The organism is Sorangium sp. So ce726, from assembly GCF_051521405.1.
GTDB lineage: Bacteria > Myxococcota_A > Polyangia > Polyangiales > Polyangiaceae > Sorangium.
On sequence record NZ_CP150349.1, the window covers coordinates 3,049,198 to 3,075,146 of the forward strand.

Consider the following 25,949-nt stretch of genomic DNA (forward strand, 5'->3'; position numbering starts at 1 on the left):
GTGATGAGACGGACCTTCCCTCGCACGCACGGACTCTACCTCTCGCTGGCCTGTCTCAGCGTCTGTCCGGCGCTCGGCTGCGGGCGAAGGGCATCCCTCGCGACCTCGCAGGGAGACAGCGCAGCGCCCGCGCCTGCGCCTGCGCAGCTGGAGGCACCTCCTCTGCAGGCGAGCCGGGTCGAGCGCGATGGGCTCTCCATCGCGTTCGCCCTGCGCCGGATCGAGCAGGGCCGCGGCGCGGCCGCCGCCGCGGAGTCGACCGCGGCGGCGGCGTTCGCCGACGTGGTGGCCGAGTTCACGATCACCGATGCGAAGACCGGTGCGCCGCTGAGCGGCCTCTCGCCGCTCGGGTGGATGTCGAGGCGCGCGGGGGACGCCGGGGGAGCCGACGGCCTGCCCGGGGGGGACGCCGCGAGCGCGGCGGGCGCGGCGCCGGACGAGGCGGGCTGCCGGGAGAGGATCAAGCGCTTCATGGGGGGCCTCCTGTCGGTGCGCCCGGAGGTGGACATGAACGCGTACCTCCTCTGGACGCTCAACCAGGACAGCACCCTGTCGGTCATCAACCCGCAGGTCGCCTTCGGCAAGACGAAGCTCCGGAGCATCGTCAGCCTGGCGGGCCCCGGCGTCGCGCTCGCCCTGCACCCCGACCGCGAGAGCCTCTATGTCTCGCTCCGGGGCGGCCGGGGCCTCGCCGTCGTGGATACGCGGCGGGGGCTCGTCCGGTCGAACGTCCCCGTCGGCCAGGACCCGGCCCGGGTCGCGGTCGCGCCCGACGGGCGTACGGTGTGGGTGGGCAACGACGGCGACGGCACCGTGAGCGTGATCGACGCGCGCTCGACCGACGTGCTGAAGACGCTGCAGGTGGGCCCGGGGCACCACGAGATCACCTTCACCGGCGGCGGCCGCGCCGCCTGGATCACGAGCCAGCGGGGAGACGCGGTGACCGTGGTGGACGTCGCAGCGATCGAGCCGCTCGGAGCGATCTCCGTCGGTGAAGGGGCCGTATCCATCGCGGCGAGCGACGAGGCGGGGGTGGTCTACGTCGCGAACGGCGCGCGCGGCGAGGTCGTGATCCTCGACGCCGCGCGTCGCGCCGTCGCCGGGCGCGTCGCCCTGAAGCCGGGGCTCGGCGCGCTGCAGTTCGATCCGGGCGGGCGCTTCGCGTTCGCGCTGAACCCGGCCGCGGGCGAGGTCGCCATCGTCGATGCCTCGACGGGCGCGGTGGCGCATACGCTCGCCGGCTTCGCGGCGCCGGACGCAGTGACCTTCACTGACGCCTTCGCCTACGTCCGCAACCTCGGCGCGGGGAAGGTCTCGCTCATCGACCGGGCGCGCCTCGGCGGCCCCGCGGTCCCGCCGGTCGTCGACGTCGCGGTCGGCCAGGACGCGCCGGCCGCCGCGGGCCGAGGTCCATCGACGGGGCCGGGCGGGCTCGCCGCGCCCATCGCCCCGATGCCCGAGGGCAACGGCGCCCTCATCGCGAGCCCGGCGGACAAGGCCCTCTACTTCTATACGGAGGGCATGATGGCCCCGAGCGGCACCTTCTCGACCTACGGCCGCGAGCCGATATCGATCCTCGTCGAGGATCGATCGCTCAAGGAGGTGCGGAAGGGCGTGTACGCGACGACGGTGCGGCTCGGCGCGGAGGGGCTTTACGACGTCGAGCTCCTCCTCGACCGACCCCGCGCGGCGGTGTGCCTCGAGGCCACGGTGGCGCCCGCGCGCTGCGCCGAGGGCGAGGGCTACGCCGGCCAGGGAGGCTGCGGTGAGGAGCCAGCGCCGGGCATCGCGCTCTCGCCGCTCTTCGAGCCCGACCTGCGGCTCGCGGCGGGCGAGCCGGCGACGCTCCGCTTCAGGGCGACTGCGAAGGATACGGCCGCTGCTCTCGATGCGAAGGAGATGGAGATCATGATCGTTCGGTTCCCAGCTGGGTATCGCTGGAGCGGCGCGCCGCTGCCGGAGGGAGACGGCATCTTCTCGGTCGCGTTCACCCCGCCCGCGCCGGGCCAGTACCGCTTCCTCGCCGCCGTCCCGCAGCGCGGCGTGCCCTTCGGCGCGCTCCCCTTCGTCCCGCTGCGCGTGTCCGCGCGCGGCGGCGCTCCCGAGGGAGGTGCGCGATGAGGCCGGGCGCCGCCCTCGCCGCGGGCGCCCTCGCGCTCTCGCTCTCGCTCGCGCGCCTCGCGCCCGCGGAGGACAAGGCACCTCGCGCCGCGCCCGCGGAGGACAAGGCACCTCGCGCCGCGCCCGCGGAGGACAAGGCACCTCGCCCCGAGCGGATGAGGGTCGGGGGCGTGTCCAGGGAGGAGGACGCCGCCGCAGCGAAGTACTTCACCAACGTCGAGCTCGTCGATCAGAGCGGCCGCGCGCACCGCTTCTACGAGGGATTGCTGCGGGGCCGGAAGGTGCTCATCAACTTCGCCTTCACCTCGTGCAAGGGGGCCTGCCCCACGATGACGGCGAACCTCGCGCGCGTGCAGGCGCTGCTCCGGGCCCGCGGAGAGCGGGTGACGATCCTGACGATCACGGTCGACCCGGAGAACGACACGCCGGCCGTGCTGAAGCAGTATGCGGCGAAGTTCAATGTGGGCGAAGGCTGGTATTTCCTGACCGGCACTCCCGCGAACGTCGCCGCGGTGCTGCGGCGCCTCGGCGGCCAGGTGCGGAGGCCGGACGAGCACACGACGACGCTGCTCCTCGGCGATACGTCGACCGGCGTGTGGCTGAAGACGCTCGCCACCGAGCGGCCGGAGGTGCTCGCGCACCTCGCCCAGCACATCAACGATCCGGAGTGAGGCCGATATGCGCTCTCGTTCACTGCATGCGTCAAAGGCCCTGCTCCTCGCCGGCGCGCTCGCGGCCGCCTCGTGCACCGGCGAGGAGCGCGCAGGCGAGGCCTCCGCGGCGCCGCCGCTCCCGGCCGTCGACAGCGCGGCGGCGGTGCGCTCGGCGCCGGCGCAGGGCGTCGTTGTGCCAGACGAGGAGCTCGTCGATCAGGACGGCGCGCCCGTCCGCCTCCGCGAGCTCTCGAAGGATCGCGTGCTCGTGGTCAACTTCATCTTCACCACCTGCAGCACGATCTGCTCGCCGATGACGGCCATCTTCGGCCGGCTCCAGGACGAGCTCGGCGACGCGCTGGAGCGGGACGTGCGGCTCGTCTCCATCTCGCTGGATCCGGCGATGGACACGCCGGAGCGGCTGAAGGCCTACGCGGAGAAGTTCGGCCGGCGGCGGGGCTGGGTCTTCCTGACGGGCAGCCGCGAGCGCGTGGACCGGGTGCTGGCTGCGCTCGGGGGGCGCGCGCCGATCAAGGAGCGGCACACGCCGATCTCGCTCATCGGCCGCGAGGCGGAGGGGCGCTGGACGCGCGTTGACGGCATCGCGCCGCCGCGGCGCCTGGCCGAGGAGGTGCGGGCCTTCCTTCCGCGAGGGCCGGCGGCGGGGAGCGCGCACGATGGGTGAGCCGCGGCTGCGGTTCGCCGTGCTGGCCTCGGCGACCGCGATCGGGCTCTGCGTGCTCGCGCTGCGGGCGCTCGGCAGCGGCGATCGCGCGCCCGCGCCCCGCGCGCGTGGCGAAGAAGAGGCGTCGTGCGCCGAGCTCACGCCGTCCGCCCTGCGCGGCAAGCGCATCTACCAGCGAGGCGCGACCGCGGACGGCCGCGCCGTCGAGGGGGCGATCGCCGACGGGACCGTCACGCTGTCGGGCCGCGAGGCCGCCTGCGCCAGCTGCCATGGTCCGAGCGGGCAGGGGACGGACGAGGGGGGCATCGCGGCGCCGGCGCTCACGCCCGAGCGGCTCGCCGCGTCCGGCCGCGAACGGGGCGCCACCACCGCGCGGGCGCTCGCGGCCGCGATCCGCGAGGGGCGTGGGTCCGCGGACCGGCAGCTGAATCCGGCGATGCCGCACTTCCGGCTGGCGGACGCAGATCTATCGGATCTCATTGCATATCTGGGCTGCGTCGGGCGCGATCTGGACGCGGGCGTCACGGCGGACTCGGTGGCGCTGGGCGCGGCGCTGCCGCTGACGGGGCCGGACGCGGCGGTGGGCGCCGCCGTGCGCGACGTGCTCTCTGCGGTGTTTGCCGAGGTCAACGCTCAGGGCGGCATCTACCGGCGGCGGCTCGCGCTCCGCGTGGAGGACAGCGCTGGGCCGGCGGGCGAGGTCGGGGCGACGGCGCGCCTGCTGGACCGGGGCGTGCTGGCGCTGGTGGGGAGCGTCTGGAGCGGGGATCCGGCGCTGAAGGCGCTCCTCTCGGAGGAGCGGGCGCCTCTCGTGGGGCCGACGGCGGGCGCACCCGGGTTGGGCGGCGGACCCGGCTTGGGCGGCGGACCCGGCTTGGGCGGCGGAGCCCCTGGCCCAGCGCGGGACGCCGCGGGCGCCGGCGTGGCGCGCGACGGCGGCGTGGTGTTCCAGGTACTACCAGGGCCTGATGTGCTGGCCCGCGTGGCGATCAAGCACTTCGCCGGCGCTTCATCGAACGCGACGGCCGCCGCCCTGATCGTGCATACCCGCGACCGCGCCGGCGGGGCATGGGCGTCGGGCGCCCGCGCCGAGGCCGCAAGCCGCGGCCTTCCCGCGCCGCCGGCGCTGTCCTTCGAGCCCGGCCACATCTCGCCGCGCGACGTCGCCGACGCAGCTCGGGCGCACGGGGCGCGGGCGATCCTCTTCTGGGGCTCCGGCGCGGACCTCGCGAGCGCCCGGGCGGCGCTGGACGCCGCCGGCTCCGCCGCGCCGCTCTACGCCCCCCTGGGATCGATCGCCGAGCACGCCGGGGCTCTCCCGCGCCTCCTCTCCGGCCGCGTTCTGTTCCTGTACTCCGGCCCGCTCGGCGAGCGAGCGCGGGCGTCGGGCGAGGCGCTGCGGGCCTTCCTGCGCCAGGCCGGCGTGGCGCCGGGGCCGCTCGGGGCACAGGCGAGCGCCTACGTCGCGGCGCGGATCCTGATCGAGGCGCTGAAGCGCACCGGCGCCCACGCCACGCGGGAGGGGTTGATCGCGGCGCTCGAGCGGCTGCGCGACTTCGACGCAGGCCCGGCCCCGCCCGTGACCTTCGCCCGGAACCGGCGGACCGGCGTCCTCGGAGCGAGCCTCGTCCACCTGGAGCCGGCGTCTGGCGACGCCGTGCGCGTGTCCGGGTGGATCGATGTTGTCCCATAACGCCCATCCCACGACAGCTCCAGGCACATGGACGGCTCGTGATGGTGTGGTGGATCGACGAGCCGCGAAGGGGGTATCCGCTCCGGCGGTAGACGCGGTGAGCTCCGTTTCGTTATCTTGACTTCAGGGTACACGAGACTACACCTTCCTCTGCCGCCGCTTGGGCAATAGCCCGGAGTTGAGCCAAACGGGCTCACGACACGGGGGCGACGAGAGGGGCGTTGAGCTCAACTCACGGTGAGTCCGCGGCCCGGTCATCACACGGCGCGGGCCTCCGGCTGGCTTCCGGTCTTCGCTGGTCGTCCGCTCGTGGCCTCGCGCCCGTGTCCGGGCAGCGAGCTCCTGCGAGCCGGGCTCGGAGCGGGGGAGAGGTCGAGCCGGGGCAGATTACCCCTCGTCGGTTCCGTCGCTGGCCGGTCAGGAGGACATCATGAGCGGTTTCAGGTACAGCGTTCGTATCAATATGCTCGTCGCGCTGGCGGGTATCGGCATCTCCGCGACGATGAGCGGGTGTGCCGCGGAGCAACCGGGGCAGCCGGAAGAAGGCGAGGAGCTCGTCGACACGGCGGACGGCGCCTTGCGCCGGACGAGACAGCTCGAGGCGGATCTCACGATGCCTGCTGAATGTCTGGCCACCTGGCCGGGGGCGACGCCGCCCACGGGCAAAACCACCTTCCGGTACATCACGGACACCACGAGGTCTAACTTCGCCGCCCTGGTCACCCTCAGCGATCTCCACGTGCTGCCGAACATGAGGCTCCTGTTCACGAAGGGGGACATCCGCAGGGGGGCGCCTGACGAGACCAGCCCCATCGAGCCGCCGATGCTCGTCGGCTCGCTGTCCGAGGCCACGGAGGGGCCGACGGTCGGGGAGCCGCTGGGGACCTTCATCGCCGACGCCGCGGGCGACGGGCGGATGGGCTTCGGATACAGCATGACGGCGACCGCCACCATGAGCCTGAAAGCCCTGGCCCAACAGGTCATGTATGAGCCGGGGGAGCACTACATCGATCTGCGCACCGACAAGTGCCCGAACGGCTTCATGCGCGGCACCTTCAGGTATCCGGCCGGCTTCTAGCGCTGCCGCCCAGATCTCCTGTCTGGCGCGGTGACCGGCGCCTCGCCGCGCCTCTGCGGACGGCGAGGAGCGTCCGGGCGGGGACGCCGGGAGAGCGACGGTGAGCTCCTGGACGCTCCCGGCGCCCTGGCGGGCTCTCTCCGGGGCCGAGGTCTTTTTTTCTCCTCGAGACAAGGCCGAGGACGGGGTCCTCGGCGTCGCTGCGAGCACACCACATGAGCCGAGACCGCAATGCCAGCGTCGCTTTCATCCTGATCACCCTCCTGCTCGACACGCTGGGCGTCGGCGTGATGCTCCCGGTGCTGCCGAAGCTCGTGAGCAGCTTCTTCGGGAGCGATCTCGGCGCCGCGTCGCGGCATTACGGCGCCTTCGTCGCCGTGTATTCGGCGATGCAGTTCGTCTTCGCGCCTGTCCTCGGCGGGCTGAGCGACCGCTTCGGGCGGCGCGTCGTGATCTTGAGCTCTCTGCTCGGCGCCGCGCTCAACTACGCGCTCCTCGCGGTCGCGCCGGGGCTCGGCTGGCTCTATCTCGGGCGGATCGTCGCGGGGATCACCGGCGCGAGCTTCTCGGCGGCGAGCGCGTACATGGTCGACGTCACGCCGCCGGGCCGGCGCGCGCAGGGCTTCGGCCTCATCGGCGCCGCGTTCGGGCTCGGCTTCATCATCGGACCGGCGCTCGGCGGGCTCCTCGGCAACGTGCACCTGCGCCTGCCCTTCGCCGTCGCGGCCGGGCTCAACCTGCTCAATTTCGCCTATGGCGCTCTCGTGCTCCCCGAGTCGCTCCCGCCTGAGCGCCGCCGTCCCTTCTCCCTCCGTCGCGCCAACCCGCTCGCGTCGCTCGCGAGCCTCGGGCGGTCTCCCGTCGTACTCGGCCTCACGGGCACGCTGGTGTGCAGCTACCTCGCGCAGCAGATCGTGCAGGGCGTGTGGGCGCTGTTCACGGAGCAGCGCTTCGGCTGGCAGCCGTTCGATATCGGGGTATCGCTCGCGGTGGCGGGCGTCGGCATGGCCCTCGTCCAGGGAGCGCTGGTCCGCCTCCTGATGCCGCGCCTCGGCGAGCGTCGTTGTCTGGCGCTCGGGCTCACGGCCGCCGCGGTCAGCTGCGTCGGCTTCGGCCTGGCGGGGAGCGGGCTGGCCATGTACGCGCTCATCTTGCCCAACGCGCTCGGGGGCATCGCGGTGCCGGCCACGCAGGCCCTCATCTCCAGCGAGGTCGGCCCCTCCGGGCAGGGCGAGCTTCAGGGCTCGCTGGCCAGCCTGGCGAGCCTGACCGCCGTCGCCGGTCCGCTGCTCGGCGCCGGCCTGTTCGCGCGCTTCTCCACGGCCACGGCCGACTTCTACATTCCCGGCGCGCCGTTCTTCGTCGCCGCCTGCATCAACGTCGCCGGGCTCGTGGTCGCGCTCCGGCTCTCCGCGCGCAGGTCTCCTGCCGTGGCGCGCTGAGCCGGCGCGGCCGGGCGCGTGCCTGCTCAGCGCTTCGTCAGGACCTCGACGTCCTGCGCCTCCTCGGCGAGCTCCCGGGTCAGGAGGCGGACCACGTTTTCTCGCCCTCTCAGGCTCGCCTCGAAGTGCGCCAGGGTCGCTGCCCGGGCCAGCTTGAGCTGCCGCGTCGCCCCCATGGTCTGGGTATACCGCTGGCTGCAGAGGGGCGTGCAGCCCGTCGGGTTGAACGCTCCGGGCCCGACGCCGTTGATGATGCCCGCCGCGAGCGCGGCGCCGCCTCTGCCCGGGCCGGCGCTCAACAGCCGCTCGCACTCCAGCGTATCGGTGTTCGCCACGAACGGAGTCTCCCGGGCCATGAACCCGGTGTGGATTCCGCCCGTGAGCTCGATCAGCGTCACCGGCGCTGGCGCGTTCTCGAAGACGCCCCTCGGCCCCGCGATGGGCACCAGCTCGTCCGAGGTGCCCGCGAGGACGAGCGATGACAGCGGGCGGCTGTAGATCGGGGCTCCCAGGAAGCACGACAAGGGGGCCATGGCCACGGCGGCCTGGATGCCCTCGATCTTCAGGACGGGGTGATAGACGGCCAGCAGCACGGTGAGCCCTCCTGCGGACAGGCCCATGATGCCCCTGCGCTCCGGATCGACGGCCTCTGCGAGATCGGCGTCGGCGCCGCCGAGCGCTGCCACCTGTTGCATCACGAACGAGAGGTCCGCTGGCTGATTGGGCACGTCCCCGATCGTGGGCCCGCCCGGCGCGTTCGCGTTCGTGAGAGGAAACAGCGGCGCCACCGTGATGTAGCCGTGCGTGGCGAGGTGCTCGGCGAAGAAGCGAGCATTGTCGCCCAGGCTGGTGAGCCCATGCGCGTACCCGAGCAGCGGAAACGGCCCTCCGCACACCACCGGCGCGCGTTCGTTTGGAGGAGGGGATACGGCCGTCAGCGGGCGCGCCGGATACCAGACCCGCGCCGGCAGCGTCCTGGTCGGCGCCCCCGGGAAGGTGCCGTTGGCCGGCGTCGGACGCGTCTCGTCCACGAAGACGAAATCTCGCGTCGCGAACCCGTACGGGCCGTCCTCTGCGAGCGCCTCCAGCCACGGGGACCTCTCCTGGCCCGATCCGCGCGGGGCGCAGCGCTCGTCGCCCACGCCGGTGCTCCGCGTGGCGGCTTCCCCGTGCTCCGCCGTGAGCAACGAGGCGGCGTCCCCCGGCGCCGTCGACTCCATACAGCCGCCCGTGACGGCGCAAAGCCCAAGGCCAAGCGCCACGAGCAGCCGGGTGCATTCCAGAGCCTGATGCGATTCGTAGTGCCTCATGCGTATCCCCCCCTCATTCCCGCTGTTCCGCCGAATGCGGCGTCTTGTACTGTATATACCTCGCGGGATAGCTGCAATGTGCGTTGCGACAGATCGATGTGTCAGCGTGGGAAGACGTGGTTTGCTTGCGACAGATGCGCCGAACAGCAGCAATGGCGTCTGTTCATCGATGAAGTCGCGGCGATCCCTCGCGGCGGACAAGCCTTATGTCGCCGACAGCCGAGGTCCTGGAGGGAACGCCCGGCGAGAGCTGCCCGGGGGCAGCGCCGCTCTCATGGCTTCAGCGGAGGAGACGCCGGCGATGCCGAGGAGGAGCAACAGCAGGGCAAAACGGTCTCTGTAGACACGCACGGGTCGACCTTCTTTCTCGGAGCACGATCTCCCGTGGCTTCTTCTGTGAAGTTGCGCTTGCCGGAAGAGACCCTGGCCATCGCTGCACGGGGCGCGGTGAGCGCGGCCGCTCCCCGTCATGAGGGCGACCGGGCAGCGTCGACGCGTCGAGCGGATCAGGGATTGCCGATCTCGTTATCGATGAGATAGACGTCCCCGTCTCGGGTCGCCGCCGCTGTCACCTGGCGGCTCGTGGCCCATGACGGCTCGACGGGCTCGAGCGTCCATACCTCCGTGGAGGCATGCTCCTCTCGAGAGGCCGTGCCCGTCACGACGTCGGCGTGCTCGTCGAGAGACACGGAGAATCGGCCGGGGGTGGACAGGTTGAGCGTGATCCCCGCGGGGGGCGGGGGAGACGCCGGATACTCATAACCCCGGCGACCCGTGGCCCCGACCGAGCGGAGCTCGAGCCGCTCTCCCACCCGCTCGGCCGTCACGACCTCCTCGGTCAAGACGGGAGATGTGGTGGTCTTGCGGAGCGTGAGCTCATCCCCTTCCACGGTGACGATCTCGTAGAGGTGCAAATTCTCGAGCTGATCCCGGTACACCCAGTATTCCCCTGCCTCGAGGCGGCTCGGGGCGCTGAGCAGATCGAGCTCCAGGCGCCCGGCGCGGAAGACGCCGATGCGGAAGTCTCTCGTATAGAAGCCCCCCGGAACCCCCGGCACCGGGCCGCCGAGCGCGAAGGGCACCTCGTCGATGGTCAACACCGTCGCGCCGGTGGAAGCAGCGCTGGCGTTCGCCCACATGAGGGGCAGGGAGGCGCCCTGCGAGTTGCCAAGAGGATTGATGAACCCGCCCACCTCGGGGCTCGGCGGCGCGGCCCCCTCGAAGTAGAGGTCCATGTCCTCGCCGCGGTAGGAGGTGAAGCGCAGCCGCAGCCTGGGGAGCCCGTGGACGTTTCGGGCCTCGAAATGGATGGGGCGATACACCGTCTGCCGGCCAGTGAAGATCCCTGCCCAGTCGCGGGCGAGCTCCGCGTCGTTGAAATGATCGACCTGGAGGCCGTCGCGCTGGCTGATGACCGCCCGGATCCGCGGCGGCTGGCCCCGGCGCAGGGTGATCATCGCCTCAATGGTGCTGTAGTCGGGGTGATCGGCGAGGAAGACGACCACGTGGTGATCATGCCGATCGTAGGTGATGAGGAAAGGCTGAACGAGCTCCAGCGGGCCGACTGAGCGTGCGGAGGTCGTGATCGGTAACCAGGCAGGAACACCGATGAGCAGCCCGAGGGCGAGCAACATCAGGACAATTCGGTTTCTGGAGGAAGCCATACATCGTACCCTTTCTCGAAGACGCGATCTCTCGTGCACCGAAGCGCAGGCGTTGCTTGCTCGCGACGGGGTTGGTGTTGTTCACGCGCGGCGCCTACCGGCTCATGGCCCCGGAGTGGGGCCCGCCACGCTGCGCGCGAGCCGGTCCGGTCTTCCGGGAGGCTCGCCGCGGCGAGCAGACGGAGGCGGGCTGGCTTCCGGCTGCCCCACCACGCCTCGTGGTTCACCCAGAGATCCCATGCTCAGGTCAGGGCTCGCCGGCTTCGCCGTCGCCGCGCGCCGGCGCGGGATCGCGTCATCAATCTGGACAGCCGCGCGGCGTACCTGGCGCGCTCCTGTCCGTCGGATCGGAGGATGAGCGTCTGTCTCGCCGCGAGAGCGGCGGCGCGACGCTGCGTCGGAGGCGCCCTCCCGGTACCAGCGCATGATGGCTGGGTCGCGAGGGGCGGCGTCCCGGAAGGCACCGTGCCGCGGAAAGATCAGCTGAGCGGCTTCAGGCGAGCACGCTCCACGGATGTTTCACGTCATGTCGATATGCCTGTTTAGCAACGCAGTGAGGGTTTGCAAGACCATTCGCTTTGCGGCGCGATCGCCTTCACGTCGCAGGCATGCGCGCTGCGCCGGCCAGCCTCCATCCTGTTGCGCGTCCAGGCCGGTACGGTGAGCGAACTGCCGATCTGCCCGTGCGGTATGCTCTCTGCGACCTTGTCGCGCCTTCCTGAAGGCCGTCATGAATGTGTTGCGAGAGTGGCACTTTCCAGTTATTACGGCGATGTCGCTGCTCGGGTTGTTCCAGTGGAATCGAGGCCGGGAGGCTGCGCGCGCCGGCCGCCAACGTTCGCGGGCGCGCGCTGGTGGCGACGAGCGCGCCTGTACCTGCAGAGGGAGGATCCATGACCATCATCAGCGCGAATCTGAACAAGCGCGGGCGTGTCCGCTCTGACGAGCACGTCTATCATCAGGGCTGGTATCCGCTGGCCATGTCGAGCGAGCTCGGCGTCGGGGCGCTGATCGGCCGGGACTTCCTCGGGGGCCGCGTCGTCCTTTACCGCGACCCTTCGGGTAAGCCCGTCGTCCAGAGCGCTTACTGCCCGCACCTGGGCGCCGATCTGTCCGTCGGTGATCTCTGCGACGGGCAGGTCCGGTGCGCGTTCCACCACTGGAGCTTCGACGCGACGGGGACATGCGTCCGGATCCCCTCGGAGGGGAAGATCCCGCCTGGGGCCAGGGTCTTCACGTACCCCAGCGCCGAGGCGTGGGGGCTCGTCTGGGCGTTCACCGGCGAGAAGCCGCTCTTCGAGCTGCCGTACATCCCCAGGATGAAGGAGTCCGATATGATCTATCGGACCCAGATGAACGGCGTCGTGTCCTACGAGCCGTGGCTGCCGGTGTCCAACGGGCTCGACTTTCAGCACCTCCGCGCGCTCCACGGCATCGCGATCACGGAGCCTGACAGGATCGATGTGAAGGAGTACAGCATCGAATACACCATCACCGAGCATCACAAGAAGCGGCACGGCCTCGTCACGGGCACGAACACGTTCTCGCTCTACCGCGACGACAGCGGCCACGAGACGGGCACGCTGTTCAGCGGGACGCCGCTCCGGCCCGGCGAGACCATGGTCTTCTCGGTGGTCGGCCTGCGCAACACGCACCCGCGGTCCGAGGAGGACCGCGCCGCCCTCGAGCGGAAGCTGGACGTGATCGCCGCGTACACCGCGAGGCTGCTGGAGGAGGACGACAGGGTCCTCTCCACCATCCGCTTCCGCCAGGGCGCGCTGGTGGCGGCTGACCGGTACCTCTCCATGTACTTCAAGTACGTGCGCGAGTTCCCCGGCGCCAGCTTCATCGAGGCTCGCTAGCGCGCCGATCCGTTCGAGGAGAGCAGCCGCGAGGGGCGCCCAGTAGACCTCTTTTCTCCTGGGCGTCTCGGGGCCCTGGCGGTCCGAGCGCGGGCTTCACGCCGCAGATTCCAGCGCTGCCTTCCGTGCGTCGGCGGGGCGCGACGCCGTGACCGGACGGCGCCTTCGCAGGATGCTCCAGGAGAGAAGCGCGAAGCCCGCGCCCTGAGCCACCATGGAGAGGGGGAGCGCGACGCGCGGATCGGTCGGGGGGACCATGGTCGAGATCGCGAGCCAGCTCACGACGAGAGCGACCACGGCGCGGCGGCTGCGCGCCTCGGCCGCGAGCAGCGTCATGAGCCACTGCGTCGAGACGAGCACGTAGCCGGGCGCGAACGGGGCGCGCAGCGCGCCGAGGCTCAGCAGCGCGAGCCAGGCGCACGCCTTCAGCCTGCGATCGTCGATCCGCCGGGCCGCGATCACCGCGAGGCCGAGCGCGACGAGCGTGTAGCGCCAGGAGAGCGACGAGGAGATCGACGGCGACATCCCGGGCACGCCGAGCGCCGCCAGCTTGAAGGGGATCCCGAAGACCGAATAGTTCCCCACCAGCGCTGCAATCGACTTGCTCATGAACCCGAACGCCTCGCCGCTGGAGAGGCGCGGCACCTGGTAGCTCATGAACGCGGCGAAGGGGCCTGGTCCGAGGACGGCGAGGGAGGCGAGGACCAGGACGAGCGCGGAGCCGAGGACCCAGGCGGCGTCGCGCCAGCGCCGCTGCGCGAGCAGGTAGATCACGAGCAGGCCGGGCCAGAGCTTCGACAGGACGCAGAACGCGAGCAGCGCTCCCCCGATCCCCGGACGGCGAGCCTCGAAGGCGATCATGGCCAGGATGGACAGGGCGATCGCGGTGATCTGGAAGTTGCCAAGCTGCATCCCCAGGAAGCTCGGGAGCGAGATCCACGCGAGCGGCGAGAGCAGCGCCGCGATTCTGCCTTCTTCTCCGCCGATCCAGCGGGCCAGACGGAGGAGCGCGAAGGCGAGCAGCCCTGCCTGGACGGCGAACCAGGCGGTGCGAAGGATGAAGAAGTCTCGCGTGAAGAGGAGCGCGAAGCGCGGCAAGAGCAGGAAGGGCGGCGGGTACTGGTAGGCCTCGAGCATGAACGGCCCGACATCGATGGTCGGCGGCAGCTGCGAGGCCGCAGGGCCGCTCGACGCGCGCGGCTCCCGGTACACGTTCGCGACGCCCTGGCGGCTGAGCTCGGCCGCGTTGACGTAGGCACCAAGGCAGGCGTGGCGCACGAAGAACACGCTCCTTGGCAGCAGCGAGGCGCCCGTGATCGATGGGTCGGCCATGAAGACGCTCAACCGGGCGGTCTGGAGCACCACGACGAGGCCGAGCACCGCCCACAGCCCGGCGGCGACCCTGCGCCTCCGGGCGACGCCGTCGAGCGAGGCGGGCAGGCGGCGCGCGACCCAGGGCAGGCCGAGGCCGGAGATCGCGAGCACCGCGGCGAACGGGGGCACGAGCGGCAGCAGGGCGCCGCGAGGCGCGCCCACCGCGACCGCCGCAGCGCCGGCGAGGAATATCGCTGCTCCCAGCGTCGCGCGCGCGCCGGCTGGGCGGCCTGCGAAGGCCGCGAGCACGATCGCGCAGGCCAGCGGGCTCAGGACCGCGATCAGCGTCAGGAGCGGCGCCGGCACGGCCTCGAAGGCTCCGGCCGCGGTGCCGAGCGGCCGCCACACGGCATGAAGCACGATCGGTGACGCGGTGCTGGCCGCGACCAGCGCGATGAAGATCCTCTCGCATTTCATGGAAGTCGTCCCCTCGGCGAAGTCCCCCGATCCGGCGCACACCGATGATCCGGGCCTGGTCGGGTAAAAGCAGCTTGTCGGTGTGCCCGATGAGGTGGGCGCGACGCGCTCTCATCGGCGCGCGGGGCGTGCCGGACGCGAGCTCGGTCTCGCTTACCGATCCGGCGTATCGGTGCCGGCGTGCGTGCCGTTGAGCCCGCGCGCCGCGCCTCGACGGGACGTGCTCGCGGCGGCGGAGGGCGGTGGGGTCGCCTCCGGGTCGAGCGCCTTGGGAAACTCCTTCGTCGGCGCGAGCCCGAACGCCTCGTGCAGGATGTTGACGGCCTGGTCCGCCGCGCGCTCCTCCACGAGGCAGCTGATCCGCAGCTCGTTCACGGTCAGGCCCGACACGGCGATGCCGTGCTGGACCAGGCTGCGGCACAGGTGGGCGGCGATTCCCGGATGCGAACGGATGCCGATGCCCACCAGCGACACCTTGGCCAGGCCGCCCGACACCCGCATCTCGCCTTTCCCCGTGCTCGCGACGAACTGCTCCAGGCACCTCCGGGCGCGCCGCAGCTCCACCGCGGGGAGCGTGAAGGTGATGTCCACGCGTGGCTCCTCGGGGACGCCGGTGGGATGGCAGAGCATGTCCACGCAGACGTTCAGCTCTGCCAGGATGCCTGTCACCTCCGCGATCAGGTTCGGGCGGCACGCCACGCCGACGAGCTCGACCCGCACCTGATCCGCAGCGCAGGCGAGGCCCATCAGCGCCCTGCCCTCGAGCGCGCGCTCGCGGTCGACGACCCACGTCCCTTCTTCATCCGTGAACGAGCTGCGTAAATGCACTGGTACCTGGTACTTCATGGCTATCTCCACGCTGCGCACCTGCAGGACCTTCGCCCCGAGGGACGCGAGCTCGAGCATCTCTTCATAAGGAATGGACTGGAGCTTCCGGCCGGCCGGGCAGGCGCGGGGGTCGGCCGTGTAGATGCCGTCCACGTCGGTGTAGATCTCGCAGGCGTACGCGCCGAGCGCCGCCGCCAGGGCCACCGCCGTGGTGTCGGAGCCGCCGCGGCCCAGGGTGGTGATGTTCCGGGAGGCGTCGACCCCCTGGAACCCGGCCACCACCGCGATCTGCTTGCGCCTGAGCGCCCTCCGGATCGGGCCGTCGTTCACCGCCTGGATCCGCGCCTTGGTGAAGGCGCTGTCGGTGAGCACGGGCAGCTGGTGCCCCAGGAACGAGCAGGCCTGCCCCCCCTCGGCGTGGATGGCGAGGGCGGTCAACGCGACCGACACTTGCTCTCCTGTCGAGACGAGGACGTCGAGCTCCCGGCCGTCCGGGAGCGGGAGGACCCCTTGCGCCAGCGACAAGAGGCGGTCTGTCTCCCCGCTCATGGCGCTGACCACCACCACGACGTCGTTGCCCGCGCGCTGGCTCTCGAGCGAGATGCGCGCGACGTTGCGCATGCGCTCAATGCTCCCCACCGACGTCCCTCCGAATTTCTTGACGAGCAGCGGGCGGTGGTCGGCGCTGCTCGGAAGCCGATCGGACGAAGGTCTCACTTCGCCGACCCCCCTGTGGCGTACGGAAGCTTGCCGTGAGCGCCGGAGCCGTTGGTGCCGGCGCGCGCGGACGACCGGGGGGGCTCGGATGCCGGCGCGTCGCCGGCGCCGAGGACCACCCTCTGCAGCTGGGTCAGGACGGCGGGCGCCGACTCGCGCTGGAAGATGTTGCGCCCGACGCACAGCCCGGTCGCGCCGTGGGCCACCACCTCCTGGGCCAGCTGGAGCACCTCGTCCTCGGAGCGCACCGCCCCGCCCGCCATGAACACAGCGGTGTGCTCCACGACGCCCGTGAGCAGCTGGCTCATGTGCGAGAACTGGGTGGGCGCTTCGATCTTGAGGGCGTCCGTCCCGAGCTCCACGCACGCGCGCATCAGGTGGCGCATCCGCGCCAGTCGCTGCTGGTCTCCCTCGGGCGGGACCTTGTCGTAGAGCATGGTGAGCACAGGTACGCCGAAGCGCTGGGCCTCGTCCACGACCGCCCCCAGCTGGCTCAGGTTGTGGGCGTCATTGGTCCCGTCGAAATTGAGCTGCAGCGAGACCGCGTCCGCGCCGAGGCGCAGCGCGGCCTCCACGGACGTCAGCCGCTCCTTGGTGTTCGGGTTCTGAGCGAGCGACGTCATGCCGTTGAGGTGGATCATGAGGCCCGCGCCCCGGAGCAGCCCGTAGCTCGCGAGCCGCTCCACCATGCCCTTGTGGGCGAGGATGCCGGTGATCCCGGGGTGCCCTATCCAGCGCGCCACCTGCGAAATGCTGTCCAGCCCTTCCACCGGTCCGATCGTGAGCCCGTGATCGATGGGAACGATGATGCCACGGCCGCACCGCCGATCCAGGAAGCGAGACCAGCGGAACTTCTTGGAGAATCCAATCATGGCGAAAGCCTCTCGGTTGTTGAGCGCACGCTTGTTCGAGCGTTCACGTTTCGATGATGTGCTCGTCGACCTTGATGCCCACGTGGCGGCCTGGCTTGGCCGGATGTCCGAGCACCTTGTCGCCTTGACGGAGCTCGGTGATGTTGAGCGGCTTTGCGTCCTCCGAGAAGATGCGCACGTGCCAGTCGTCCTGCATGATGACGTTGATACGCTCGCCCGTCTGGAAGTCCGCCTCGATGAGGCGCAGCGGCCGGACCTCCGTCTTCATGCGCCCGACGCTCCCCCGGCGCGCGGTGCCGGTGCGGTCGACGATCATCACGGGGGAGCCCGCCCTGAGCTCGCTCATGTAATCCGTCCGGTTTCCGAAGTTGTAGACATAGCTGTGGACGGCCCCCGCGTTGACCCGGAAGGGTCTGAGCTCCATGTAAGGCAGGAAGAAGACCTCGGGGCAGCACAGGATCCCGCCCTGCGAGGTCGACCCAACGATGATGCCCTCGGTGGGCGAGAAGAGCGTGGTGGTGTCGATGCAGCTCCGCTCGCCCATGCCGATCGGGGTGCTCTTCACGATCGTGGCGACCTCGAGCTTCACCGCCGCGCGCTCCAGCCGGCCGAGCCGCGAGACGAACTCGCTCAGCGCTCCGTGGGAGCGCGGCGAGAACAGCACTCCATCCGCTCCGACCTCCATCACTCCCAACGTGACGATGGCGTCGTCGACGTCGATGGGAGAGTTGATCTCCTTGATGAGCACCGTCTTCGTGGCCTGAAGCGTGGCGATCACGAGCTCCAAGGGGATGTTGGTGGGGTCGCGGAAGCGGATCATCAGGTAGGCGTGACGCTGCCCCTCCGCGATGGACTTGTGCAGGCTCTCACCATCATCCACGTAGGCGCGGAAGCAGGTCCTGTGCCCCATCTCCGCAGCCTTCCCGAGGAGCTGCACGTCCGGGCTGGCGATCACCACGTCCTTGCCGCCGTTCGGCAGCGGCGCGAGCCGCGCCAGATCCTCGGCGCGCTCGGCGTGGAGGACCTTGAGCATCCGCGACGGGATGGCGGGCGCGAGCGCGGACAGGTTCTCCGGATAGAGGACGACGCCGGTATAGGCCACGTTGACCACCCGCTCAACCATGCCGTCGCAGTCGCCCGGCGTCGCGATCTTCGCCGAGTCGAACCAGACGACGAGGGCGTCGGACTCCGCGATCCGGTTGCGATCTCCCTCGACGCGCTCGAGCCGGATGTGCTCGCGCTTCTCCATGGTGACAGCGAGGCTTTTGTTGTTGCCGTTGGCCATGACGTCGCTGCCGTTGCTCGTAGGTGCCATGCTCATGCTCGATCCTCCCCTTCTCTTTTGATGAGTATCGCGCTCAGGTGCGCGCAATGGACTTGCTCACATAGATCGGTTTGCCCATCATCCCGAACGAGACCGGTTCGCTCCTGTCATAGAGCGTCCCCTTGGGGACCAGCGCCACCCGCACGGGGGCGCCGTGCGCTCGCGATAGCTCATCGAGGAGCCCCGGCTCGATACGGTCGTCCTCCCTCTCGCGCTCGACGATGAAGTGGAGCCCGTCATCTCTCGGCGAGACCCTCCAGAACCGGCGGCTGGGCAGCGCGGAGACGATCGCGTCGAGCTCCCAAAGGTCGAACGCTTTGCCGCACACCCACAGGGTGTCGTCCGCCCGGCCACGGATCTCGAGCGTCGTGCTCTCACCGCACGCGCAGGGCCCTCCGAGGCACCTCACCCTGTCTCCCGTCACGTACCTGACCATCGGAGTGGCCCGCCGCGTGAGCGACGTGACGACGAGCTGCCCTATCTCCCCCGGCGTCACGCTCCTCTCCAGCCGGTCGTCGAGGACCTCCATGAAAAAGCAGTCCTGCCACGGGTGCAGCCTGCGCTCCGCACAATCCATGGCCTGCGGCCCCGTCTCGGTCATCCCGAAGTTGTCGTACACGGGGACTCCCCAGATCCCCTCGACGAGCTTCCGCCGGTGCGGGCTGAGGGGCTCGCCGGCGCAGCAGATGGCGCGTAGCCGGGGGAAGTCTCGGCGCGGGTCGAGGCCCGTCATCTCGGCCGTCTCGGCGATCATCACCGCCGAGAGCGAGATCGTGGCGAGGACGGTGACGTCGAGCCTCCCCATCAGATCCACCACGCGCCGGAGCGGGGTGATCGTGGTCCGGCTGTCGGCGGCGATCGCACACGCGCCCTTCTGCTGGACCGCCATCTGGACGAAGGGCCCGATGGTGGAGAGCGCATAGGGGAACCGGATGAGCACCCGGTCCTCGTCCGTGAACCCGACTCCCCACCGGGCGAACCGCTCCCGGATCTCCGCGAGGTCCCGGCTGCTGTACCACACCGATACGGGAGCGCCAGTCGTCGCGGAGGACTCGTGGTACTGGAGCAGCTCGCGGTTCGGGGCGCACGTCATGCCGTACAGCGACCGCTGGAGCATATCGCTCTTCGTCATGAGCGGGATTCTCTTCCACTCCTCCCACGTCCGGAGCGGAGCGCCGGGCAGGCGCTGCCGATGGAAATCGGAGCTCCGCGCGTGCTCCAGCACCTGATTGATGGCCGCCAGTCGATCAGGAAGTACCATGGTCGGCTCCCTCGCTCAGGCGCTCTCCAGGCGGAGCAGCGCGCGGATGTTCCCGCCCAGGATCTTCTCGCGCTCGCCCGAGGAGATCGGCAAGAGGAGCACCTTCTGGATCTCTGCGGCCGGATGGGACAGCGGGTACTCGGAGCCGAAGATCACCTTGCTCGCTCCGGCCTGCTGCACCGACAGGAGGATCTGCAGATAGCTGCTGAGGGAGGTCTCCAGGAAGAAGTTGTCCAGCTTGGCGGCGGCGGATGACGCGTCGTTATCGACGTGGCCGGCCCCCATGTGCTCCAGGATGAAGTTCGTCGTCGGGAACCGCCGCGCGAGCTCCACGTAATCGGACGTGTTCGCCCCCGGCCTGAACGCTACATGCGAATAGATGGGCACCTCACGCTCGCCGCAGAGGCGGGCCAGAGGGGCCATGACGTCATCGCAGAACGAGAACTTGTGGACCAGCGGCGTGACCATCAGCCCGCGGAGCCCCTCGTCGAAATACCGCTCCGCGACGTCCACGGCCCTCGGATCGCACGGGTCGACGCACGCGAGCCCGCGGAGCGCGGGGTTCGCCTTCACGGACTCGGCGACGTAGTCGTTCTTCGGGACCGCATCCGGCTTGCTCTTGCCGGTGACGTATGCATTGAACTGCCGCACATCCAGCATCCCGCCGGGGCAGACGACGCCCCTCTGGATACCGCCTTGCTGGAGCTGCTCCAGGTAGTTCTCGACAGACCCGTAGCTCGTCGGAGAAACGTGCGCGTGAGCATCGATGATCATCGGATAGCCTCCATCTCCAGATTGGCTGCCTGTCACTCCCGTACGACCCGCATCGCCTTGACGCCGGCGCGCGGTAGCGCATCCACGAACTCGAAGTCGAAGGGCAAGGAGGTCGCGGCTTGCAGCCTCGTGGCGAGCGCCTCCGCCAGTTGCGCGCCGGCCTCCACGCCGCTCGCGAGCTCGCAGCGGACCTTGATGCGCGCCTGGTCCGAAGCCGGCATGACGAACTGGAACCAGTTCCCGACTTCCGGCATCCGCATCAAGTGCTCTTCCAGGTGGATGGGCGAGATCGCCTTGCCATGGAACCGGATCTGGTCGAAGGCGCGGCCCCTCATGTGGAACCGAGGCATCGCGACCCCGCACGGGCACGGGGCCGTGTTCAGGCAGCCGAGGTCTCCGGTCCGGAAGCGGAGGATCGGGCTGTCGTAGCGGAGCAGCCCTGTTATGACGATCTCGCCCGTCTCGCCCGGATCGAGGACGCGGCCGGTCTCGGGGTCGACGATCTCCATGATGACGTGCGCTGCTGGCACGTGATAGCCGTCGTGATGGTCGCACTCGATCCCGAGCGCCCCACACTCGAGCGAGCCGTAGAAGAAATTGGCCGTGGTGCCCCACATCTTCTCGATGCGCCCGCGCAGGGCGGGGGAGCACCCCTCCCCCGTGAGCCACATCTTCTTGAGGCACAGGCTGGTCAGGTCGAACGAGCTCCTCTGGGCCTCCTCGGCCAGGGTGATGGCCCACGAGGGGCTCGTGACGACGATGTTCGGGCGCAGGTCCTTCATCGTCTTGACCGTCTTCTGCGGCGTCGAATAGGCCCCGCCCTTGCCGGCGGGGACGACGGTGGCCTGGTAGCCATCCATGAACGTCTTGTGAAAGGCGAGCCCCGCGGTGCTCATCTCGTACGGGAGCGCGTTCAGGCAGATGTCGCCGGGGCCGACGGGAAACAGCCTGGAGTACCGGGGCGCCAGATCGTAAAGCAGGTAGTCGTTCCACGTGTACGCCATGTAGATCTCCTCGCCGCCGGTGGTCCCGGTGGAGACCTGGATGAGCGCGATGTCCCTCCTGTCGCAGGTCAAGAGGCGGAAGGGATGCCCGCGGAGCTCGTCCTTCGTCAGGAACGGGAGCTTGGCGAGATCAGACGCCTTCTGGATGTCGCCGGGGGCGATCCCTGCCTCGCCCATCTTGGTCCGGTAGAACGACGACTTGCGGTATGCTCGTTGGACGATCGTCCTGAGCGACTCCGCGTGATATCGCGCCAGGGTTTCAGGCGAGAGACCGTCCGCCTGCTCCGCCCCGGAGAGGTAGCGAGAGATGGCGGGAGGGGGCGTCATGGACAACAATCTTTGTTCGAGAAGAGAGCTCATGCTCGCGGTTCCTCTTTTCCGGGAGCGGACGCGTCGCGGCTCTGGTGAGGCGCGAATCGTCGCGCCGCTCTCGACCAACGCGCGCGCGGCGCGCCACCCCCCCAAGTGGCCCATTCCTGACATGTGGTTTCGATTTGCGCCATGAGTTTATATTTGTGGGGATTTGTTCATTACGCGAGAGATTCGTTGGTTGTGCGTTTTTCGAGTTCCCTGCTGATAGATATCGTTGCGCCCATGGCGATGCTGCGCCGTCTTTGTCGTGCTCGGGTCTTCACGTCCGTGTAGGGCGCCCGCGAGCACGCAAGGAGCGTCCCGCCTGTCCTGGCGCCGGGCAATACGGGAGGTGGGCTGTCAGGTGGGCAGCGACGGAGCCTGCACGTGTCGCCGCTCCTCCGCGGCGCGCTCCTCTTCTGCTCGCCGATGATGGTCGTCTTCGGCAGGCTCCAGGCCGAGCTCGGCGACGCGCTGGAGCGGGACGTCCGGCCGGTCTCCATCGCTGGACCCCACGATGGACACGCCGGAGCGGCTGAACCGTTATGCGGAGGAATTCGGCCGGCGGTCGGGCTGGTCGTTCCTGACGGGCGGCCGTGAGCGAGTGAACCGGGTGCTGGAGGCGCTCGGGGGGCGCGCGCCGATCACGCTCATCGGGCGCGAGGCGGAGGGCCGCTGGACACGGGTCGAGGGCATCGCGCCGCCGGGGCGCCTCGCGGAAGAGGTCCGGGCCTTCCTTCCGTCGCGAGGGGCTGCGGCGCGGAGCGCGGGCGGTGGCCAGGCGGAGGGCCCGTCCTGGCTGGGCGCGGCGCGGCCTCCTGGTCGTGGCGCCGGCGGTGGGGCTCTGCGCGGTCGCGGCGTGGGCGCTCGGCCGCGACGAACGTGCGCCCCGGGCGCACGCGCCTGCGGGCGAGGCGGCGTCGTGCGAGGAGCTCACGCCGGCCGCCCGGCGCGGCAAGCGCATCTACCAGCGCGGCGCGACCGAGGACGGGCGGGCCCGGCCCCGACCGTGACCTTCGCCCGGAACCGCCGGACTGGCGTCCTCGGAGCGAGCCTCTTCCGGATGGATCCGGCGTCTGATGCCGCTGTGCGCGCGTCGGTGTGGATCGAGGTGGTTCCGTAGGACGGATCGAGCTCGACGTGGGTGTTCACGAGGACGAATTTGCGGGGGGAAACGTCGCGATCCACCGGTGCCGCCGCTGCCGCAACCTGCCTCGCGGTGCCCTCGTCTCCACGTCGCGGGGCCACGGTCCGTCACCGCTGCTGCTCCTCCTCGTCGTCGTCGAACAGCGTGCCACCGCGACCGACCAAGAAGGCGAGGAGCCTGGCCTCGACGAGCTTGCCCGGGGAAGATCGCGCGCCTGATCGTCGCCGTGCGGGCCTTCTCGTCGCCTCACGCCTTGATGGCGTCGAGCTCACCCGGATGGCTCCCGCCTGGCCCTTCGACGACGTTGTCTGCTGGTGAGCTCGCTGGCCGCGTGCTTTTTCCTGTACCCGGGCTCCCTGGGCGAGCGGGAGTGGGCGTCGGAGGACGCGCTGCGGGCGGTCCTGCGCCAGGGCATCATGCCGGTCCGGTCGAGCGCAACGGTTGGTTCGACCTCATTCACGGGTCTCGCGTTTCGCGTACCTGCTGACAGCCTGTTGATAGGCCTCGGCCAGCAATGGCCGCACCGCCTCAAAGGTTGCCTCGCTGGGGTTGAGCACGCACACCCAGGACTGCGGTGCATACACGGGATGCGGCAGCAGTTGATCCAAGGCGGTGAAGTCATGGCCGGTCTCCACAGCTCTGCCAACCGGAGGAGGAGACGGCTGGGGGCCAAACAAAGTGCGGTACGTCTCCTTGCTGACGCCGATGTTCAGCCGGAAGACTCCCGGGCGATCTAGCTGGGAAGCGCGGTCAAAATCGCCATAATCTTTGGTGACGATCGTGGCGAACGGGAACCGGCGAGCAGGCGGGAGCTGGCGGCCGGGGTCATAGCTGAAAAAGGTGTCGCCCCAGGCGAGCTCGGGAGATCCGGCCTCGCGGGAGGCGACGATGACATCGACGCCCTCAAACGTGTCGGTGATATATCGGGTGATCGAGGCTTCGTTCATCGGAGTCTCCCGCGGGAACGTCTACCAGTAGATGTGTGGGTTGAGGCCGCGCGCCAGGCGATAAGCGTCGGGCGAAGCCCGTCCGCCTTCATCGCCGTGTCAGACGCCTCTCCCGGCGGCGACGAGGACGGCGTAGTCGTGCGCGCTCTTCGATACCGCTTCGTTCGGATGCACGCATACGAGCCCGCGCCAGTCGGCGGGCGTCTGATCGTCGATGAGGATGTTGGGTTTGGGCAGGAAGCCCGTGAAGCAACGCTCGATGCCAAGTTCGCGCGCGGAGTTTTCGGCGTAGTCGGCGCCACCCGTGCTCCAGCAATACAGCACGAATCCCTGTTCATGGAGCTGGCGGACGTGTTCGACCACCGCCGACATCGGGATCCGTTTCGAGCCGAAGGAACGGACGAGCGTATCGTCAACGTCGACGTAGGCCACGAGGTGCTTCGCGTTCATGACAACCTTCCATTTAACCCGTAACGCACGCGAGCGTCAAGGTGCTTTCCTGGGATGGTCAGAACACGCGGTCGGAGGCAGAGCAAGAGAGAGTACACAGGGAGGCGGGGAGGCGGGGAGGGGAGAAATCACACAGGGGGGACGGGAAGGCGAGAGATGTATCCTGACCAAGGTGGAGAGGCGAGAGGTGGAGACCATCAACCTGATGGTTCGAACGACTGAGCCCCATCTCTCGCCTCCCCGCCTCCCCGCCTCCCTGTGAATCTCTCCTTCTTCCTCTCCGCCGAACGGGCGGCCGCTCAAGCCTTGAGGGCGTCGTACTCGCCCGGGCTGTGGATCCTGGCGGGATTGGTGCCACCGCCGACGAAGTCTTCCGTCCGGTCGTACATGCCGAAGTGAGTCACTTCGCCCGAACCACCGAGCTTCGGGAAGCCATCCTCGCCTGCCTTCACCCCGAGGGCGTTCATCAAGTTGCAGTAGTACTTGTTGATCGGCGCATTCGCGAGCGCGGGATCCGTCCCGGTGCTCACGACCTGATCGGTCGAGGGCGTGTTCGAGCAGAAGTGCTCGCTTGCCCCTTGCGTGAGGGTCGCTGACCCGTCGTCCACGTTCACGGCGCAGCCCGTCTTGAAGTAGCCGCCAGCGCTGCCAACCTGGACGATCGGCAGGTTGTTCAAGTTGTGCGCGTTGCCGTCCGACATCTCGGGGAACCAGACGGCCGCGGTGTTGTCGAGCAGCCGCCCGTCGCCCTCCACGACCTCGTTCAAGACCCCGACGAGGTAGGCGAACTTTCGGGCGTAGTAGTCGTCGATCGTCAACAGCATGTCGATGACCGCCGTCGTGCACTGTCCAGTCGGGCTGGTGATGCGATGGGAGAGGGAGTGCGACTCGTAGTTGAGCCCGAGCCCCTTGAACGTGTACATCGGAGGATACTTGAGGACGATGACCGGGTTGGCGTTGCAGATCGCGGACAGCGCCGCGAGGTTCGAGTAGAGGTCGGCCACGTCCAGGGACGCGGTGATCTTCATCGTGAGGAGATCCTCGTCCTCGCCCGGGGTGATCGCCGAGGCCGCGTCCACGGTCTGCTGCGTGGCGCCGAGCCGCGACGCGAGCGCCGTCGTGCACTGCGCCGAGCCGATGATGCGCCCGGTGTCGTGGAGCAGCGCCTTCCACGCTTCGAGCTTGTCTCGATCGGCCTGGCTCATGTCGAAGCGCTGGAGGGTCTCGAGATCCGCCCGCACCAGGTCGATGACGCTCTTGCCCCGCACGGCCTGGTAGCTGTCGGGCGTGAGCTCGCCGCCGTCGAAGAGGCCAGTGAGCGTGCTATAAATCTGCGAGGGAGACCCGAGCCCCGCGTACGGCACCCCCGCTGCCGAGTACGAGACTTGAGACGTCGCGCCCTCGGTCGCGTTGCCCACCCGAACGTACAAGGGCGTGCGACCCGGGCTCAGCTGCTCGGCGATCACGTGATCCAGCGAGCGGCTGATGGGCATGGCGTTGAACTTCGTCTCTTTGGCGAAGCTGAACGGATCGTCGCTGTTGGGCGTGACGGGGTGACAGGTGAAGTACGACCCGCACACTTGCGTGTGTTGATCGTTCCCCTGCCCCCGCTCCATCTTCGGCGTCCACTCGTTCATCCCGCGAATGCCGCGGGGCATGAGCAGCTTGTCGACGAACGGCGCGAGATGCCGGAGCGTCGTGCGCGTGAGATCCTCGGCGGTGAGGGCGCCGTGGGACGTCACCGGAAAGAACCGAGTCGTGATGCAGCCGTAGTGCGTGAACATCGCGATCAACCGGCGCGGCGGCGTCGCCGCTTGCGCCTGGACGGATCGGCCCGCAAGAGAGCCGAGAAACGGCGCCGCGACGCACGCGCCGCCCAGGCCTCGGAGGAAAATTCTGCGGCTGATCGGTCGTTTCATGACCTTCCGACTCCTCAGGTTGCCCTCAACGCTTCGAACTCACCGGGGTCGTGGCT

20 protein-coding genes are annotated in these 25,949 nt (G+C 69.6%); 8 read left to right on the forward strand and 12 right to left on the reverse strand.

Annotated features, from left to right (window positions below; all coding sequences use genetic code 11):
• The first annotated feature begins 3 nt into the window (after positions 1–3).
• The 6 genes from WME79_RS11595 to WME79_RS11620 all read left to right on the forward strand — a co-directional run bounded on the left by WME79_RS11595 (position 4) and on the right by WME79_RS11620 (position 7,672).
• Positions 4–2,121 (forward strand): YncE family protein, encoded by a 2,118-nt coding sequence (locus tag WME79_RS11595; RefSeq protein WP_437534835.1) that lies wholly within the window; start codon positions 4–6, stop codon positions 2,119–2,121.
• Positions 2,118–2,792, forward strand: coding sequence for an SCO family protein (locus WME79_RS11600; RefSeq protein WP_437534836.1), 675 nt, complete (start codon positions 2,118–2,120; stop codon positions 2,790–2,792). Before WME79_RS11595 ends, WME79_RS11600 begins: the two co-directional genes overlap by 4 nt.
• 7 nt (positions 2,793–2,799) lie before the next feature.
• On the forward strand, positions 2,800–3,459 hold the full coding sequence (locus WME79_RS11605) for an SCO family protein (RefSeq protein ID WP_437534837.1): 660 nt from the start codon (positions 2,800–2,802) through the stop codon (positions 3,457–3,459).
• Positions 3,452–5,152 (forward strand): ABC transporter substrate-binding protein, encoded by a 1,701-nt coding sequence (locus WME79_RS11610; protein WP_437534839.1) that lies wholly within the window; start codon positions 3,452–3,454, stop codon positions 5,150–5,152. Before WME79_RS11605 ends, WME79_RS11610 begins: the two co-directional genes overlap by 8 nt.
• Positions 5,153–5,582: 430 nt before the next feature.
• Positions 5,583–6,230 (forward strand): hypothetical protein, encoded by a 648-nt coding sequence (locus tag WME79_RS11615; protein ID WP_437534840.1) that lies wholly within the window; start codon positions 5,583–5,585, stop codon positions 6,228–6,230.
• Positions 6,231–6,445: 215 nt separating this feature from the next.
• Positions 6,446–7,672, forward strand: coding sequence for a TCR/Tet family MFS transporter (locus WME79_RS11620; RefSeq protein WP_437534841.1), 1,227 nt, complete (start codon positions 6,446–6,448; stop codon positions 7,670–7,672).
• A 26-nt stretch (positions 7,673–7,698) separates the two neighbouring features.
• Here the strand turns inward: WME79_RS11620 and WME79_RS11625 are convergent, their stop codons facing one another.
• On the reverse strand, positions 7,699–8,982 hold the full coding sequence (locus tag WME79_RS11625; protein ID WP_437534842.1) for an alpha/beta hydrolase family protein: 1,284 nt from the start codon (positions 8,980–8,982) through the stop codon (positions 7,699–7,701).
• A 506-nt stretch (positions 8,983–9,488) separates the two neighbouring features.
• Positions 9,489–10,646 (reverse strand): hypothetical protein, encoded by a 1,158-nt coding sequence (locus WME79_RS11630; protein WP_437534844.1) that lies wholly within the window; start codon positions 10,644–10,646, stop codon positions 9,489–9,491.
• Between the two features lie 893 nt (positions 10,647–11,539).
• On the opposite strand from WME79_RS11630, the gene WME79_RS11635 reads away from it, so the two are divergent.
• On the forward strand, positions 11,540–12,508 hold the full coding sequence (locus WME79_RS11635; protein ID WP_437534845.1) for a Rieske 2Fe-2S domain-containing protein: 969 nt from the start codon (positions 11,540–11,542) through the stop codon (positions 12,506–12,508).
• 96 nt (positions 12,509–12,604) lie between these two features.
• Here the strand turns inward: WME79_RS11635 and WME79_RS11640 are convergent, their stop codons facing one another.
• The 7 genes from WME79_RS11640 to WME79_RS11670 form a co-directional block, all read right to left on the reverse strand.
• Positions 12,605–14,299, reverse strand: coding sequence for a glycosyltransferase family 87 protein (locus WME79_RS11640; protein ID WP_437534846.1), 1,695 nt, complete (start codon positions 14,297–14,299; stop codon positions 12,605–12,607).
• Positions 14,300–14,452: 153 nt separating this feature from the next.
• On the reverse strand, positions 14,453–15,844 hold the full coding sequence (locus tag WME79_RS11645) for an aspartate kinase (RefSeq protein WP_437534848.1): 1,392 nt from the start codon (positions 15,842–15,844) through the stop codon (positions 14,453–14,455).
• Complete coding sequence (locus WME79_RS11650) at positions 15,841–16,716, reverse strand: class I fructose-bisphosphate aldolase (RefSeq protein ID WP_437534849.1); 876 nt, start codon at positions 16,714–16,716, stop codon at positions 15,841–15,843. Before WME79_RS11650 ends, WME79_RS11645 begins: the two co-directional genes overlap by 4 nt.
• Positions 16,717–16,759: 43 nt before the next feature.
• Complete coding sequence (locus WME79_RS11655; protein WP_437534850.1) at positions 16,760–18,037, reverse strand: 3-dehydroquinate synthase II; 1,278 nt, start codon at positions 18,035–18,037, stop codon at positions 16,760–16,762.
• 37 nt (positions 18,038–18,074) lie between these two features.
• On the reverse strand, positions 18,075–19,301 hold the full coding sequence (locus WME79_RS11660) for a phenylacetate--CoA ligase family protein (protein WP_437534851.1): 1,227 nt from the start codon (positions 19,299–19,301) through the stop codon (positions 18,075–18,077).
• A 15-nt stretch (positions 19,302–19,316) separates the two neighbouring features.
• A complete protein-coding gene (locus WME79_RS11665; RefSeq protein WP_437534852.1) occupies positions 19,317–20,075 on the reverse strand; it encodes an amidohydrolase family protein in 759 nt (252 codons plus the stop codon).
• A 32-nt stretch (positions 20,076–20,107) separates the two neighbouring features.
• Positions 20,108–21,406: a phenylacetate--CoA ligase family protein gene (locus tag WME79_RS11670; protein WP_437534853.1), complete on the reverse strand. Its 1,299-nt coding sequence runs from the start codon at positions 21,404–21,406 to the stop codon at positions 20,108–20,110.
• A 797-nt stretch (positions 21,407–22,203) separates the two neighbouring features.
• Between WME79_RS11670 and WME79_RS11675 the strand changes: the two genes are divergently transcribed.
• The gene (locus tag WME79_RS11675) at positions 22,204–22,443 is read left to right on the forward strand and encodes a hypothetical protein (RefSeq protein WP_437534854.1); all 240 of its coding nucleotides are present in this window, start codon (positions 22,204–22,206) and stop codon (positions 22,441–22,443) included.
• Between the two features lie 586 nt (positions 22,444–23,029).
• Here WME79_RS11675 and WME79_RS11680 read toward each other — a convergent pair.
• From WME79_RS11680 to WME79_RS11690, 3 genes are all read right to left on the reverse strand, one after another.
• Complete coding sequence (locus tag WME79_RS11680; RefSeq protein WP_437534855.1) at positions 23,030–23,524, reverse strand: DUF6194 family protein; 495 nt, start codon at positions 23,522–23,524, stop codon at positions 23,030–23,032.
• Between the two features lie 99 nt (positions 23,525–23,623).
• A complete protein-coding gene (locus WME79_RS11685; protein ID WP_437534856.1) occupies positions 23,624–23,974 on the reverse strand; it encodes a DUF705 domain-containing protein in 351 nt (116 codons plus the stop codon).
• 299 nt (positions 23,975–24,273) lie between these two features.
• Positions 24,274–25,893 (reverse strand): DUF1552 domain-containing protein, encoded by a 1,620-nt coding sequence (locus WME79_RS11690; protein WP_437534857.1) that lies wholly within the window; start codon positions 25,891–25,893, stop codon positions 24,274–24,276.
• Between the last annotated feature and the right edge of the window lie 56 nt (positions 25,894–25,949).